Source organism: Pseudomonas sp. SM4 (genome assembly GCF_051913165.1).
Taxonomy (GTDB): Bacteria; Pseudomonadota; Gammaproteobacteria; order Pseudomonadales; family Pseudomonadaceae; genus Aquipseudomonas.
Genome location: NZ_JBODOE010000001.1, coordinates 479,549 through 493,746 on the forward strand (window position 1 = coordinate 479,549; position 14,198 = coordinate 493,746).

Here is a 14,198-nt window from a genome sequence, read left to right on the forward strand (position 1 = left end):
AGCCTGCGGCAGCTCCTACAGGTGACGTTACAACGTGCCGAAGACTTTCTTCGCCAGACTCGTCGCCGCAGCGGCCGGGTTCTGGCGGATGGTTTCTTCCTGTTTGCCGATCATTTCGAACAAGCCATTCAGCGCCTGCTCGGTCACGTAGTTTTCGACGTTCGCGCTCTTCGCATCGACCACACCGAACGCTGCGGCCTGGCCGGCGAACGAGTTGTACTTCTGCGCCACGCCAACCTTGTCGGTCGCTTGCTTGACGATTGGCAGGAACTTGGCGCGGATTTGTTCGCGGCTGGATTTGTCGAGGTATTGCGTGGCCGAATCCTGGCCGCCGCTGAGGATGCCTTTCGCGTCGGCGACGCTCATTTTCTTCACGGCGTCGACGAGGATTGGCTGGGCCTGGGTCACCGCGCTTTCCGCCGCTTTGTTCATCGCGGTTTCGAGTTCTTCAACCTGGGCGCCCATGCCGAAGGCTTTCATTTTGCTGGCAGCTTTGCCGAGTTTGCCCGGCAGTTCGATTTTCACCTCCGGGTTGTTGCTGAAGCCGCCCGGGGTGCCGAGTTGTTTGACGGCGATTTGCGCGCCTTGAGTCAAGGCATCCTTGAGGCCTCCGGTGGCGTCTTTTTGCGACAGGTCACTGAGCGACAGGGCCATGGCGTTGGCGCAAATCATCAAGCCCGCGCAGAGGCCGGCGAAGCGAAGGGTAGGGCGGAGCATGGCGGCTTCCTTGTACGTTAAAAGCGATTAGCGAATGGCGTCGACGCGGATTTTCAGCGGCTGCGGATCGTTGCCGTCGAGTTGTACGGCGTGGTTTTCGGTGGTGATAAACATCAGCTCACCGTTGACTTCAATGCGCGCGCTGACCGAATAACGATGGCCGGGTTTGACCTGCGCCGGATCGTAGCTCAAGTGGAAGGGCAGTGGCACCTGGCCTTTGACCGGGCCTTTTTGCTCGTCCAGCACTACTGCTGGCGCATCGGCCAGTGAGACGTCTTGCAAGCTGACGCTGAGGGTTGCGCTCGGTGGCAGGGCGATGCGCTGCAGGTAGAACACTTCACCGTCGAGGCCGACCTTGCCGGCAGGTGTGGTCGATTGGCAGGCGCTCAACAGCGTGGCAGCGGCGAGCAGGGTGAGTTTTTTCATTGGAGCCTCTAATGCTTTGCGCCGGAAGAATCCCGGCGTTAAAGGGAAATCTAGTGGATTTTGCCATCAGCGTCAGTGAACAAACGTAACGGTTTCTCCAGCCACTGCGAGATTTTCTGCAGTAACCGCGAGCGCAGGTTTTGCGAATCCGGCGCCAGTTCAACGTGCCGGGGCGTCACCTCAATGGATTGGTGGTAGCGATTTTCAATGCCGCTCAATGTATAGCGTTTACCGGGTATGACGCTTTGCGGGTCATATTGCAGATAGAACGAAGTGGCCGTTTGTTCGTCGTGAGTGACGCGGGCAAGTTCTGTTGCGAGGGCAGTATCGTGCAAGCTGATTGAGACCGCTTCGTGCGCAGAGATCGAGCGAGCCTCCTGCACTTCGACGTAGAGAAAACCGATCGGGCTCAGGTGTAGCGTTTGACGGTGCGGAGCCTTGTTGACGATCACAAAGTAGTCCTGTTCAACCAGCAAGGGGCGTTGGTTATGGAACATCTGGATATTGATTTGATACTTAACGCCAACCTCGCTGTAGTGATGCGGGAAAGAGAACTTCCAGTCGACATCGAAGACTGAAGAGTGTCGCCAGTCTTTGATGGTAATCGGAGAAGTTAAAGTAATGGCTTTGACGCTGACCACCGTTTCATTTTCGCCGCCAGCGGGCGCGCGGAAATCGGTGGGCAGACGGAAGTCGACGGTGACGATGGGAGTTTGGTCGTGTAACAGGCTCATCTCGATATCCTTATCGCGATTATTAAAGTGAGCCTATTTATTCACGAATCAACTAACGGGAGAACCCGGCCGGCGCTCCGTTAGTTATCAGCAAGTTTCAGCCTTCGGCAGTGACTGCCGTTTCAGCCGCATCTTCACTGCGATGCAAAGCAACCTGGCGAATCGACAAACGAATATCCGCCGGCAACACACGTTTGGCCGCACCTTCGGCCAATTCACCGAGCAGTTCGTGGTAGCTGAGCTTGCCGGCCTCGTCGCGACGCAGCACGTCGAGGTCGAGCAGGGTCTGGATGAAGTGACGGAACAAGCTCTTGTCGAAAAACTCCGGGGCGTTGAGGCCATGGAGGATCGACAGGCGCTGGGCCATGACCGTGCAGAGGTCTTCCAGCTCTTCGGCGCTGATACTGTTCTGACCGCTGTTGAGCAGCAAGGACACGGTCATGTAGAAACGCTGCAAGGTCTGGGCGATGCTTTTCGACAGCAGTGTCAGCAACACAAAATGCCGCGAACTCGGTGCCGGACGCAGGTACACATCCTTCTCGAAACGCAGCAAACCTTGCTCGACGAACGCCTCCAGCCATTGATCGACCACACCGTCGAGTTCGTCCAGCGTCCAGCGAATGAACAGCTCCGACTGCAAGTACGGGTACAGCGCGCGGGTGTAGCGCAGGATCTGTTCGCGGCTCATGCGCGACGCACTCTGAAAGAAGCTCGCCAGCAGCGCCGGCAGGGCGAAGATGTGCAGCACGTTGTTGCGGTAGTAAGTCATCAGGACGGCGTTCTGCTCGTCCAGATAGAGAATCTTGCCCAGCGCATCGTTCTGCTCGGCGAGCAGGTCCATGTCTTTTACATGCTCGATCAACGCGCGGCCGTCGCCTTCCGGCAGCGTGGTGTGCGGCGAATACGGGACTTTGCGCAGCAGCGCCAGATACAGATCCAGCACTCGCGCCATGGCGCGATCATCGAGCGCCAGACGCGTAGTCGACAGTAGCGCCAGCGCTACCAGATTGACCGGGTTGATCGCCGCCGCTTCGTTCAAATGCTGCGCGACTTTCTCACCGAGGCGGTTGGTGGTTTCGTTGAGCCACGCCGGTTTGTACTGCGGGCCGAATTCCTGTTGGCGCCAATCCGGTTGCTCGGCGTCGAGGAATTCCGCCAGCTTGATCGGCTCGCCGAAGTTCACCGCGACCTGACCGAAACGCTGCTTGAGCGCGCCAATGACTTTGAAAATATCGAAGATCGATTCTTTCTTCTTGCTCGCCCCGCGCAATTCGCCGAGGTAGGTGCGACCTTCCAGCACGCGCTCGTAACCGATGTACACCGGTACAAACACGATAGGCATGCGCGACGAACGCAGGAAGCTGCGCAGGGTGATCGCGAGCATGCCGGTTTTCGGTTGCAGCATGCGCCCGGTGCGCGAGCGGCCGCCCTCGACGAAGTACTCGACCGGGAAGCCTTTGGTGAACAGGGTGTGCAGGTATTCGTTGAACACCGAGGTGTACAGCGGATTGCCCTTGAAGGTGCGGCGCATGAAAAACGCGCCGCCGCGCCGCAGCAGGCTGCCGATTACCGGCATGTTCAAGTTGATCCCGGCGGCGATGTGCGGCGGGGTCAGGCCATTGCGGAACAGCAAATACGAGAGCAGCAGGTAATCGATGTGGCTGCGGTGGCACGGCACGTAGATCACTTCGTGACCCTGGGCGACCTTCTGCACGCCTTCGATGTGGTTGACCTTGATGCCGTCGTAAATCTTGTTCCAGAACCAGCTCAGTACCACCTCCAGAAAGCGGATCGCGGTGTAGGTGTAATCCGAGGCGATCTCGTTGCCGTAGCGCAGGGCCTGGGCCTTGGCTTTCTCCGGGGAGATGTTCTCGCGCTCGGCTTCGTCGAGGATCGCTTGTTTGACCAGTGGCTGGTTGAGCAGACCTTTGACCAGGTTACGGCGGTGGGAAATGTCCGGGCCGATCACTGCTGCTTTGAGGTTGCGGAAGTGCACGCGCAGGATCCGCTGGGCCATGCGCACAGTGCGTTCGTGACCCTTGTTGTGCTCGATCAGCTCGCGCAGGTGAATCGGTGCGGAGAATTGCACGCGGGTTTTGCGGCCGAGGACGATGATGCTCAGCAGCCGACGCAGACGTCCGGTAACTGCCCAGCTGTCGGCGAACAGCAACTTCCACGGACTGTTTTCGCTGTCCGGCGACTGACCCCAGAACACGCTGACCGGAATGATCTGTGCGTCTTCAGCAGCGTTCTGCGTGAGCGCACTAACCAGTCGGGTCAGGGTCGGCGGCGCACCGCGCTTGTCCTGACGACCGAGCCAGTCGGGATCCGGCGTCAGGTAGAAAAACGCCGCCGGTTCAATCAGCGAACCCACCGACACCGGCAGCACCGGACGCGGCAGGCCGGCCTTGGTGCACTCGGTGTCGACCACCGCCAGATCGGTCAGCGAAGGGTTTTGCAGGACGTAGAACACCGGACGACTGCGGTCGAGGTTGAGGGTGAACGACGACTGGTTGATCGTCTCCGAGCGAACCCAGAGGTACAACAGTCGGCGCAAGGTGCCAAACACAAGACGACGGAACGGGGAGCGGGTCATACGGCTTCTGCGTGAGTGGATAAAACCGAGCGTTTGCTCGGGCGGTCGATAGTGTGCCGTATTGGACGAAAATCGGCAAAAAAGCGGCGAAGTAATCTCCTGTTGAGACTTTTCGCGCCTGTCATATACTCGGCGGTCTGTCGCCGGGGCCCTTTTATGGACGTCGGACGCAGGTTGATGTTCCGCAAAGGCTTTCCTGCGAAAAGCCTGTTCAATAATAAAAAAGGAGTATGAACAGATGGCAACCCGTGAAACCGGCAACGTGAAGTGGTTCAACGACGCCAAGGGCTACGGCTTTATCCAGCGCGAAGACGGGGTGGACGTGTTCGTGCACTACCGCGCGATCCGCGGCGAAGGGCACCGGTCGCTGACTGAAGGTCAGCAGGTCGAGTACGCGGTGATTACTGGCGAGAAGGGTTTGCAGGCTGAGGATGTTGTAGGCCTGTAACCTTGAAGATCAAAAGATCGCAGCCTTCGGCAGCTCCTACAGGTGTACACATGACCCTGTAGGAGCTGCCGAAGGCTGCGATCTTTTGTGTTTAAGCGGTTTTCCAGGTGATTTCTTCTTCACCGTCTTCGCTGATGCGCATCCAGCGATCTGCCGTCTCTTCACCTTCTTCCTCGACCCATGTGCCCGGCGCGCAACGCACTTCGACGTTCAGCGCGGCAAACGCTGCACGTGCGCAGGCGATGTCGTCGTCCCATGGGGTCTGGTCGCTTTCCAGGTACAGGCTGTTCCACTTGCCCACGGCTTTCGGCAGCCAGGTCACCGGCACATTGCCGGCCTTGCACTTGTAGGTCTGACCTTTCTGAACCCAGTCGGTGCATGGGCCCAATGCGGCGCCCAGCCAAGCGGAAATGGCCTTGTGGTCGACGTCGGCGTCTTTCAGGTAAATCTCGATATCCGGTTGGCGCATGGATGTCCTCACTGCGGGTCTGAAAAATCCACTCGCGGATTTAGCCGGCCCCGGGCACTCGCCCGAGGCCAAAAGTTTATTGAAGAACGAAATAATCGTAGCGCATCGACACGGTGGTCTCGAACGGCTCGGCCTGTTCGATCACCGCCGCGCGACGCTCGGTACTGGCGCGCCAGCCGTGGGGTGTCATCGCCAACAGGTTGGCGCGATCCTCGGGCTTGTTCAGGGTCAGTTTGAATTCCAGGGTTTCACTGTGCGCCAGCGCCATGCCTTCCGGCACGAGGGCCAGATGCTTGTCGTCGGTGTACTCGCGCACTTCGTCGTACAGGCGTTCGCGCAGTTCCATCAGATGGCCGCTGGTCGGGCCGACTTTCATCAGACCGCCGCCGACGCTGAGCAATCGCTTGGCTTCTTCCCAATCCAGCGGGCTGAAAACGCTGGCGAGAAACTGGCAACTGCCCGACGCCAACGGCACACGGGCCATGCTGGCGATCAACCAGCTAATCGCCGGGTTACGTTTGCACGCGCGTTTGACCGCTTCACGGGAGATGTCCAGCGCGTAGCCATCGGCGTTCGGCAAGGCCTCGGCGATTTGCGCGGTGTAATAACCCTCGCCACAACCGATGTCGACCCAGCGCCCCGGCGCATAACTCGCCGCCAGCTCGGCCAGGCGCTTGGCCACCGGCGCGTAATGGCCGGCGTTCAAAAAGTCGCGGCGCGCCTCGACCATGGCCTGGTTGTCGCCAGGGTCGCGGCTGTTTTTGTGCTGCACCGGCAGCAGGTTCAGGTAACCCTGCCGCGCACGGTCGAAGCGGTGGCCGGCGGGGCAGACCACGCCGTTATCCACCGCATTCAGCGGCTCACTGCAGATCGGGCAAGCAAGCATCAGGCGAGCAACTTGATCAGGGTCTGGTAGTAGATCTCGGTCAGTACGTCGAGATCTGCCGCCAATACGCGCTCGTTGACTTGGTGAATGGTCGCGTTGACCGGGCCCAGTTCAACCACTTGTGTGCCCATGGTCGCGATGAAACGGCCATCGGAAGTCCCGCCGCTGGTCGACGCTTTGGTCTCGCGGCCGGTGATGTCCTTGATGCTCGCCGACACCGCGTCGAGCAGCGCGCCCGGTTCGGTAAGGAACGGCAGGCCGGACAGCGCCCAGTCGATGTGCCAGTCCAGATCGTGTTTGTCGAGGATGTCGGCCACGCGTTTCTGCAGGCCTTCGACGGTCGATTCGGTGGAGAAACGGAAGTTGAATACCGCCACCAGATCGCCCGGAATCACGTTGGTCGCGCCGGTGCCGGAGTTGACGTTGGAGATCTGGAAACTGGTCGGCGGGAAGAAATCGTTGCCGTGATCCCAATGCTCGGCGGCCAGTTCGGCCAGCGCTGGAGCGGCGAGGTGGATCGGGTTCTTCGCCAGATGCGGATAGGCCACATGACCCTGGATGCCTTTGACGGTGAGCTTGGCACCGAGCGAGCCGCGACGGCCGTTTTTCACCACGTCGCCGACCAGCGCGGTGCTCGACGGTTCGCCGACGATGCACCAGTCCAGACGCTCGTTACGCGCGGCCAAACGCTCGACCACCGCTTTAGTGCCGTGGTGCGCCGGGCCTTCTTCATCGCTGGTGATCAGAAACGCGACTTTACCCTTGTGATTCGGGTAGTCGGCGACAAAACGCTCGGCGGCGACGGTCATCGACGCCAGGCTGCCTTTCATGTCTGCCGCGCCACGGCCGCAGAGCATGCCGTGTTCATCGATCAGGGCGTTGAACGGGTCGATCTGCCACGCGGTGACCGGGCCGGTCGGCACCACGTCGGTGTGGCCGGCAAAGCACAGCACCGGGCCGTCGTTGGTGCCGTGGGTGGCCCAGAAGTTATCCACATCTTCGATGCGCATCGGCTCGAGGCTGAAACCGGCATCGCCCAGGCGCTGCATCATCTGCTTCTGGCAATCGGCGTCGACCGGCGTCACGGACGGACGGCGGATCAGGTCGATGGCGAGTTGAAGGGTCGGCGAAAGGTCGGCGTGGGCCGTCATGTAATAACTCCGGGGTGCGCACGGTAAACCTGTAGGAGCTGCCGCAGGCTGCGATCTTTTGATTTTGTTTCTTGAAATCAACAGCGAGATCAAAAGATCGCAGCCTGCGGCAGCTCCTACCGAGTTTGTTGGCATTGAAAAAGGCGACCATTCTAATGCAAAACGGCGACCCGAAGGCCGCCGTTTGACGTTATGCAACAACCAATCAAGCGGCGGCAGGCTCAGGTTTGGCCGCAGGTTTCGGCAGCGACGACAGGAACGCCATGATCAGCGCCGCCAGATACGGCAGCGATTGCACCAGCAGCATCACCACCCAGAAACGCATGTCGTTGCTCGGGATGCCGTTGACCAGATAGATCCCCAGCGCCGCGCCCCACAACAGCAGCATGATGAACAGCTCTTCACGCGCTTCGGAAATCGCCACCCAGAAACCATGGTTGTCGGCGTTTTTCGGTGTGCGGAAGAACGGAATGCTGGTGGTGAAGAAGCCGTACAGCACCGCTTTGGCGATGGTGTGCGACAACGCCAGCCCGGCCAATGCCGCGCAGAAGGCATCTTTCAGGTTCACGCCGACGGCGCGACGGTAGAGGAAGATTATCTTGCCGACCTTGAACACGAACAGCGCCAACGGCGGGATTGCGAAGATCAGCAGCGGCGGATCGACCCGCTGCGGCACGATGATCATCGCCGCCGACCACAACAGCGCGCCGACGGTGAAGAAGATGTTCATCCCGTCCGCGACCCACGGCAACCAGCCCGCGAGGAAGTGGTAACGCTGGCCGCGCGTCAGTTCGGTGTCCTTGCCGCGCAGCAGGCTGCGGGTGTGGCGCTTGATGATCTGAATCGCACCGTAAGCCCAGCGGAAGCGCTGCTTTTTGAAGTCGATAAACGTATCCGGCATCAGACCCTTGCCGTAGCTGTCGTGGTAATACGCCGCCGACAGGCCTTTTTCGAACACGCGCAGACCGAGTTCGGCGTCTTCACAGATGCACCAGTCAGCCCAACCCAATTCTTCCAGAACCGAACGACGGGTCATGGTCATGGTGCCGTGCTGAATGATCGCGTCACGGTCGTTACGGGTGACCATGCCGATGTGGAAGAAGCCTTTGTATTCCGCGTAGCAGAGCTTCTTGAAGGTGCTTTCGTTCTGGTCGCGATAATCCTGCGGCGACTGCACCACGGCGATTTTCGGGTCGGCGAAGTGCGGCACCATGTGCTTCAGCCATTTCGGGTGCACGCAGTAATCGGAGTCGATCACGGCGATCACTTCGGCGTCTTTGGCGGTGTGCGGAATCAGGTAGTTCAGCGCGCCGCCCTTGAAACCGGCCAGGGGCGAGACGTGGAAGAACTTGAAGCGCGGGCCGAGGGTTGCGCAGTAGTCACGCACCGGTTCCCACACAGCCGGGTCCTTGGTGTTGTTGTCGATGATCAGGACTTCATAGTCCGGATAATCGAGTGCGGCGAGGGCGTCGAGGGTCTGTTTGACCATCTCCGGCGGCTCGTTGTAGCACGGCACATGAATCGAGACTTTCGGGCGGTAGTTGGAGTCGCCCTCGACCGGCAGGAATTCGCGCCGGCGTTTGTGAATCCACACCGCTTCGGCCAGTTCATGCGCTTCGGTGAGCAACACAATGAACACCCCGAGCGCGCCGAGCGCCAAGAGGAAGCCGACCGTCAAACTGAACCACGTGCTGTATTGCAGGCTGTAGTCGTAGCCGATCCACACCAGCACCGAACCGCAAAGGAAGGCGATAAAGGTCAGAAAGATCCGCCCACGCTGACGCAGGGCCGAGCCGTCGATCATCAGCAAAGTCAGCGACAACAGCGCCAGCACCACCGAACCGATCGCCAGCACGCGCCATTGCGGAATCGCCACGACCGGGCCTTCGAAGTTGAATTTCTGCTGACGCGCGGCGTTGAACACGCCCCAGTACGCGCCGACCGAACCTTCGTCGCTGGCCTTCCACGGCTGGTCAAATGCTTCGATCACGAAGTAGTTGAAGCCTTGGCGGTTAAGCTTGTTGACCAGCGTACGCAGGTAAATCGCTTGATCCGCCGGCGATGCATCGGCGCCACCGCGCATGCGACCGTTGCTCGGCCAGCCAACCTCTGAGAGCAGCAGCGGTTTCTTCGGGAAGAGTTTTTTCAAGTCGCGGGCACGGTCGAAAACGAACTGCCCAGCCTTGTCGACCGGAATGAATTCCCAATAAGGCAGAACGTGCGCAGCGATCAGGTCAACGTGCTTGGCCAGCTCCGGGTGTTCTTCCCAGACGTGCCATTGCTCGGAGGTGGTCACCGGCACTTTCACCGCCGCGCGCACACGATCGAGCAACACGCTCAGCTCTTGCGCAGTGATTTCCTTACGGAAGATCGCTTCGTTCCCGACCACCACGCGAACCACGCTGCGCGAGGTGTTGGCCAGTTCGATGGCGCGCTGGATTTCCCGTTCGTTGCGTTCCTGATCGGGGCTGATCCAGATCCCCAGCGTCACGCGCAGGCCGAATTCTTCAGCCAGTTTCGGGATGTCTTGCAGCGAACCGTCGACCGAGTAGATGCGGATGTTGTCCGTCAGCTTGCTCATGATCTCCAGGTCGCGGCGCATTTCTTCGTCAGACGGATACTGATCCTTCTGCGGATATTGTCCCTGCTGGAATGGCGAATAGGAGAAACCGGAGATCTGCTCCGGCCAGTTCGGCGCGGAAACCGGGCGATTGATCAGCGCCCAGAAACCGGTGAACAGGGCAGCGATTGCCAGAACCACCACCAGGTTGAGTCCAAATTTACGCGATGACATAGCTATTTCGGGTTCCAAAGGCTGTGGAACGAAGGAGTCGGTTGGCGTTGCGCCTTTCTTATTGCAAAAGGGCGCGCATCCTACACCGGCAGTCCGCCAGTCGTACATCTGACAGGGAAATGCCCGACATTGGGCAGCCGACTTTGACTTAAGTTCTTACACTTGTAGCTCGAAGCTTAAAACTTGTCGCTGTGTAGCCCTATAATGCGCGCCGGTTTTTGGGGTAATGGTCATGAGTACAGAAGATCCGCGGTTTGCAGGCATCGCCCGTTTGTATGGCATCGAAGGCCTGGCGCGTTTGCGCGCGGCGCATGTGGCGATCGTCGGCGTCGGTGGCGTCGGTTCCTGGGCGGCGGAAGCCATGGCCCGTTGTGGCGTCGGCGAGATTTCGCTGTTCGACTTAGATGACGTCTGCGTCAGCAACGCCAATCGCCAGTTGCACGCGCTGGACAGCACCGTCGGCAAACCCAAGGTCGAGGTGATGGCCGAGCGTCTGCGCGGGATCAACCCGGATTGCACCGTGCACGCGGTCGCCGACTTCGTCACCCGCGACACGATGGCCGAATACATCACGCCGAACATCGATTGCGTGATCGACTGCATCGACGCGGTCAACGCCAAAGCTGCGCTGATTGCCTGGTGCAAACGCCGCAAGATTCAGATCATCACCACCGGCGGCGCGGGCGGGCAGATTGATCCGACGCTGATTCAGGTGTGTGACCTCAACCGCACGTTCAACGACCCGCTGGCCTCGAAAGTGCGCTCGACGTTGCGTCGCGATTACGGTTTTTCGCGCACCGTGACCCGTCATTACAGCGTGCCGTGTGTGTTTTCTACGGAGCAACTGCGTTATCCGAAGCCGGATGGCAGCATTTGTTTGCAGAAGAGTTTTGTGGGAGACGGCGTGAAGTTGGACTGCGCGGGTGGGTTTGGCGCGGTGATGATGGTCACGGCGACGTTCGGCATGGTCGCGGCGACCAAGGCTGTGGACAAGATTGTCGCGGGTGTTCGGCGCCCGGCGGAGCGGGTCAAACCTCAGGTTTGATGCTGGGGCTTATGGCCTCATCGCGAGCAGGCTCACTCCTACAATTGGAATGCATTCCCCTGTAGGAGTTGTCGAGTGAAACGAGGCTGCGATCTTTTGATCCTGTTTTCAAGATCAAAAGATCGCAGCCTGCGGCAGCTCCTACAGGGTGGAGGCCAGCTCATTCATTCGCTGGAGCACGGCATTCAGGCCATTGCTGCGCGAGGGCGATAGCTGGCGCGAAAGGCCGAGCTGATTGAACCAGTCCGGCAGATCAACTTGCTGCAACTCAGCCGCCGATAAGCCGTTAACCCGCAACAGCAACAGCGCCACCAACCCACGAATCATCCGCGCATCGCTGCTGGCGCTGAACTGCCAGTGACCGTCACGCAATTCCCCCACCAGCCATACCTGACTCTCACAGCCATGTACCCGGTTGGCCTCGCACTTGTCCGCGTCATCCAGCGGCGGCAAACGATCACCAAACTGCATCAACAACCGCGCGCGCTGTTCCCAGCCAGCGGCATTCTGAAAAGTCTGTAGTGCCTCGGCAGCCTCGACCGGCAAGCTCATCGCAACAGCTCCAGCGCCTGATCCAGCGCTTCAAAGAACCGTTCCAGATCCTCGGAATCGTTGTACAACGCCAGCGACACCCGAATCGCCCCGGCCAGCTCAAAGCTTTTCAGCAACGGCATCGCGCAATGATGCCCGGCGCGCACGGCAATGCCTTGTTCGGTCAGCAAGTGCGCCAGATCGGCGTTATGCACACCTTCGACGACAAAACTCGCCAGCGCCAATTGCGGCTTGCCGAGCAGGCGAATGCCGTTGCGAGCGGCGAGGCCTCGCAGCAGATAATCATGCAGCGCGGCTTCATGCGCCGACACTGCGTCCTGATCGAGCCCGGTCAGATAATCGAGCGTCGCGCCGAGGCCGATCACACTGGCAATCGGTGGCGTGCCGGCCTCGAAACCCAATGGCGCCGGGCGGAAACGAGCGTCGTGGTAGTTGGCTTCCAGCACCATTTCGCCGCCAAACTGCCAAGGCTTTAGTTGTTCAAGCGCAGCATTGCGCCCGAACAGAACACCCAAACCATCCGGCCCATACAGCTTGTGGCTGGAAAACACATAAAAGTCGCAACCCAGCGCCTGCACATCGTGCCGACCATGAACCACGCCTTGCGCGCCATCGACCACGGTCAACGCGTTCTGCGCCTTGGCCATGCCCAGCAGCGCCGGCAATGGCTGCCATGCGCCGAGCACGTTGGACAACTGACTGACCGCCAGCAATCGCGTGCGCGGGCCAATCAAATGCACAGCCGCAGCGAGGTCGATCAAGCCGTCGGCATCCAGCGGCAAAATCACCAGTTTCAGGTTGCGCCGTTGTGCCAGTTGCTGCCACGGCAGCAGGTTGGCGTGATGCTCCAGGGCGCTGATGACAATTTCATCGCCCGGGTGGAAAAGATGTTCCAGGCCATAGGCCAGGAGATTCAGCGCACTGGTGGCGCCGTGGGTGAAGATGATTTGTCCGTTGTCACCGGCATTCAGCCACTGGGCGACCTTCAGCCGACTGTCCTCGAACGCCTGCGTGGCATGGGCGCCGGGCAGGTGTTGCGCACGATGCACATTGGCCGCGCCGTTGGCGTAGTAATGCGTCAGCGCGTCGAGCAGGGCTAGGGGTTTTTGCGTGGTGGCGGCGTTGTCCAGATAGGTCTGGTCTTGCCGTTGCAGCGCGGCGATGGCCGGAAAATCGGCACGCCAGGGGGAGGGAATCATCACAGTTTTTAGCCCTGGTGAAGAGGGGCGGGATGTACGCCAGACCCTGTAGGAGTGAGCCTGCTCGCGATGGCGTCTGTGAGGGCGCTAAAAGCATCGCGAGCAGGCTCACTCCTACAATGGATCGTCTAACGCTTAGTTGTGAGCGTGCAGCGCTTCGTTCAGTTCGATCGCCGATTTGTGGGTTTTGCATTCCACAGCGCCGGTTTCCGAATTGCGGCGGAACAGCAAGTCAGTCTGACCGGCCAGCTCACGCGCCTTCACGACTTTAACCAGGTTGTTGTTTTCGTCGAGCAGCGCCACCTTGGTGCCGGCGGTCACGTACAGGCCCGACTCCACAGTGTTGCGGTCGCCCAATGGAATACCAATACCGGCGTTGGCGCCGATCAGGCAGCCTTCGCCGACCTTGATGACGATGTTGCCGCCGCCCGACAGGGTGCCCATGGTCGAGCAACCGCCGCCCAGATCGGAACCTTTGCCGACGAATACGCCAGCGGAAACGCGGCCTTCGATCATGCCCGGGCCTTCGGTGCCGGCGTTGAAGTTGATGAAACCTTCGTGCATCACGGTGGTGCCTTCACCGACGTAAGCGCCCAGACGCAGACGTGCCGCGTCAGCGATACGCACGCCGGCCGGAACCACGTAGTCGGTCATTTTCGGGAACTTGTCCACCGAGAACACTTCCAGCAGGTCGCCGCGCAGACGGGCTTCCAGTTGCAGTTCGGCCAGTTCGCTCAGGTCGATGGCGCCCTGGCTGGTCCACGCTACGTTCGGCAGCAGCGGGAAGATCCCGGCCAGGCTCACGCCGTGCGGCTTGACCAGACGGTGCGACAGCAGGTGCAGCTTGAGGTAAGCCTCAGGCGTCGAGGTCAGCTGTGCATCTTCGGCCAACAGGGTGGCGACCAGCGGCTTGTGGCTCTCGGCCAGACGGGTCAGCAGCTTGCCTTGTACGGCGTCGATGCCTTTCACGGCTTCAGCCAGTTGCGCCGCCTGAGCGGTGGTGAAGGTGATGGCCTGGTTGCCTTCGGTGTAACCGAGGATCGGCGCGACAGCGGCGACCAGTTCGGCCGATGGGTTGAGCAGTGGCTGTGCGTAGAACACTTCCAGCCACGCGCCTTGACGGTTCTGAGTGCCGACACCAAAGGCGATGCTGAACAGGGAATTGGACATGTAAATACACC

Annotated in this window: 13 protein-coding genes; 2 read left to right on the forward strand and 11 right to left on the reverse strand. The window is 60.1% G+C overall.

Annotation, left to right across the window (positions count from 1 at the left end; translation table 11 throughout):
- Positions 1-27 precede the first annotated feature (27 nt).
- The 4 genes from ACQ4MY_RS02120 to plsB all read right to left on the reverse strand — a co-directional run bounded on the left by ACQ4MY_RS02120 (position 28) and on the right by plsB (position 4,473).
- A complete protein-coding gene (locus ACQ4MY_RS02120; RefSeq protein WP_008078422.1) occupies positions 28-717 on the reverse strand; it encodes a DUF4197 domain-containing protein in 690 nt (229 codons plus the stop codon).
- 27 nt (positions 718-744) lie between these two features.
- Positions 745-1,143 carry a YbaY family lipoprotein gene (locus ACQ4MY_RS02125; RefSeq protein ID WP_003222082.1) on the reverse strand — a complete coding sequence of 133 codons (399 nt, stop codon included), beginning with the start codon at positions 1,141-1,143 and terminating at the stop codon, positions 745-747.
- A 50-nt stretch (positions 1,144-1,193) separates the two neighbouring features.
- The gene (locus ACQ4MY_RS02130; protein WP_008078423.1) at positions 1,194-1,877 is read right to left on the reverse strand and encodes a hypothetical protein; all 684 of its coding nucleotides are present in this window, start codon (positions 1,875-1,877) and stop codon (positions 1,194-1,196) included.
- 97 nt (positions 1,878-1,974) lie between these two features.
- On the reverse strand, positions 1,975-4,473 hold the full coding sequence (gene plsB, locus ACQ4MY_RS02135; RefSeq protein ID WP_440093450.1) for a glycerol-3-phosphate 1-O-acyltransferase PlsB: 2,499 nt from the start codon (positions 4,471-4,473) through the stop codon (positions 1,975-1,977).
- 238 nt (positions 4,474-4,711) lie between these two features.
- Here plsB and ACQ4MY_RS02140 point away from each other — a divergent pair, with 238 nt between their 5' ends.
- Complete coding sequence (locus ACQ4MY_RS02140; protein ID WP_007908870.1) at positions 4,712-4,921, forward strand: cold-shock protein; 210 nt, start codon at positions 4,712-4,714, stop codon at positions 4,919-4,921.
- Between the two features lie 91 nt (positions 4,922-5,012).
- On the opposite strand, the gene ACQ4MY_RS02145 is transcribed toward ACQ4MY_RS02140, so the two are convergent.
- From ACQ4MY_RS02145 to ACQ4MY_RS02160, 4 genes are all read right to left on the reverse strand, one after another.
- Positions 5,013-5,390, reverse strand: coding sequence for a hypothetical protein (locus tag ACQ4MY_RS02145; protein WP_150594540.1), 378 nt, complete (start codon positions 5,388-5,390; stop codon positions 5,013-5,015).
- 76 nt (positions 5,391-5,466) lie between these two features.
- Positions 5,467-6,276, reverse strand: a complete 810-nt coding sequence (locus tag ACQ4MY_RS02150; protein ID WP_440093452.1) for a putative RNA methyltransferase — start codon at positions 6,274-6,276, stop codon at positions 5,467-5,469.
- Positions 6,276-7,427, reverse strand: coding sequence for a succinyl-diaminopimelate desuccinylase (gene dapE, locus ACQ4MY_RS02155; RefSeq protein WP_440093454.1), 1,152 nt, complete (start codon positions 7,425-7,427; stop codon positions 6,276-6,278). The genes ACQ4MY_RS02150 and dapE overlap by 1 nt, the downstream gene beginning before the upstream one ends.
- Before the next feature lie 205 nt (positions 7,428-7,632).
- Positions 7,633-10,221 (reverse strand): glycosyltransferase, encoded by a 2,589-nt coding sequence (locus ACQ4MY_RS02160; RefSeq protein ID WP_440093456.1) that lies wholly within the window; start codon positions 10,219-10,221, stop codon positions 7,633-7,635.
- Positions 10,222-10,447: 226 nt separating this feature from the next.
- On the opposite strand from ACQ4MY_RS02160, the gene tcdA reads away from it, so the two are divergent.
- Complete coding sequence (gene tcdA, locus ACQ4MY_RS02165; protein ID WP_008078446.1) at positions 10,448-11,266, forward strand: tRNA cyclic N6-threonylcarbamoyladenosine(37) synthase TcdA; 819 nt, start codon at positions 10,448-10,450, stop codon at positions 11,264-11,266.
- Positions 11,267-11,407: 141 nt separating this feature from the next.
- Here tcdA and ACQ4MY_RS02170 read toward each other — a convergent pair whose 3' ends face one another.
- The 3 genes from ACQ4MY_RS02170 to dapD form a co-directional block, all read right to left on the reverse strand.
- The gene (locus tag ACQ4MY_RS02170) at positions 11,408-11,818 is read right to left on the reverse strand and encodes a SufE family protein (protein WP_440093458.1); all 411 of its coding nucleotides are present in this window, start codon (positions 11,816-11,818) and stop codon (positions 11,408-11,410) included.
- A complete protein-coding gene (locus ACQ4MY_RS02175; RefSeq protein ID WP_440093460.1) occupies positions 11,815-13,020 on the reverse strand; it encodes an aminotransferase class V-fold PLP-dependent enzyme in 1,206 nt (401 codons plus the stop codon). The genes ACQ4MY_RS02170 and ACQ4MY_RS02175 overlap by 4 nt, the downstream gene beginning before the upstream one ends.
- A 132-nt stretch (positions 13,021-13,152) precedes the next feature.
- Positions 13,153-14,187: a 2,3,4,5-tetrahydropyridine-2,6-dicarboxylate N-succinyltransferase gene (gene dapD, locus ACQ4MY_RS02180; protein WP_008078452.1), complete on the reverse strand. Its 1,035-nt coding sequence runs from the start codon at positions 14,185-14,187 to the stop codon at positions 13,153-13,155.
- Between the last annotated feature and the right edge of the window lie 11 nt (positions 14,188-14,198).

Excerpts from the sequence above, each read along its gene's own strand:
- ACQ4MY_RS02120 (WP_008078422.1), bottom strand. The coding sequence starts at position 717 with ATGCTCCGCCCTACCCTTCGCTTCGCCGGCCTCTGCGCGGGCTTGATG.
- ACQ4MY_RS02125 (WP_003222082.1), bottom strand. The coding sequence starts at position 1,143 with ATGAAAAAACTCACCCTGCTCGCCGCTGCCACGCTGTTGAGCGCCTGC.
- ACQ4MY_RS02130 (WP_008078423.1), bottom strand. The coding sequence starts at position 1,877 with ATGAGCCTGTTACACGACCAAACTCCCATCGTCACCGTCGACTTCCGT.
- plsB (WP_440093450.1), bottom strand. The coding sequence starts at position 4,473 with ATGACCCGCTCCCCGTTCCGTCGTCTTGTGTTTGGCACCTTGCGCCGA.
- ACQ4MY_RS02140 (WP_007908870.1), top strand. The coding sequence starts at position 4,712 with ATGGCAACCCGTGAAACCGGCAACGTGAAGTGGTTCAACGACGCCAAG.
- ACQ4MY_RS02145 (WP_150594540.1), bottom strand. The coding sequence starts at position 5,390 with ATGCGCCAACCGGATATCGAGATTTACCTGAAAGACGCCGACGTCGAC.
- ACQ4MY_RS02150 (WP_440093452.1), bottom strand. The coding sequence starts at position 6,276 with ATGCTTGCTTGCCCGATCTGCAGTGAGCCGCTGAATGCGGTGGATAAC.
- dapE (WP_440093454.1), bottom strand. The coding sequence starts at position 7,427 with ATGACGGCCCACGCCGACCTTTCGCCGACCCTTCAACTCGCCATCGAC.
- ACQ4MY_RS02160 (WP_440093456.1), bottom strand. The coding sequence starts at position 10,221 with ATGTCATCGCGTAAATTTGGACTCAACCTGGTGGTGGTTCTGGCAATC.
- tcdA (WP_008078446.1), top strand. The coding sequence starts at position 10,448 with ATGGTCATGAGTACAGAAGATCCGCGGTTTGCAGGCATCGCCCGTTTG.
- ACQ4MY_RS02170 (WP_440093458.1), bottom strand. The coding sequence starts at position 11,818 with ATGAGCTTGCCGGTCGAGGCTGCCGAGGCACTACAGACTTTTCAGAAT.
- dapD (WP_008078452.1), bottom strand. The coding sequence starts at position 14,187 with ATGTCCAATTCCCTGTTCAGCATCGCCTTTGGTGTCGGCACTCAGAAC.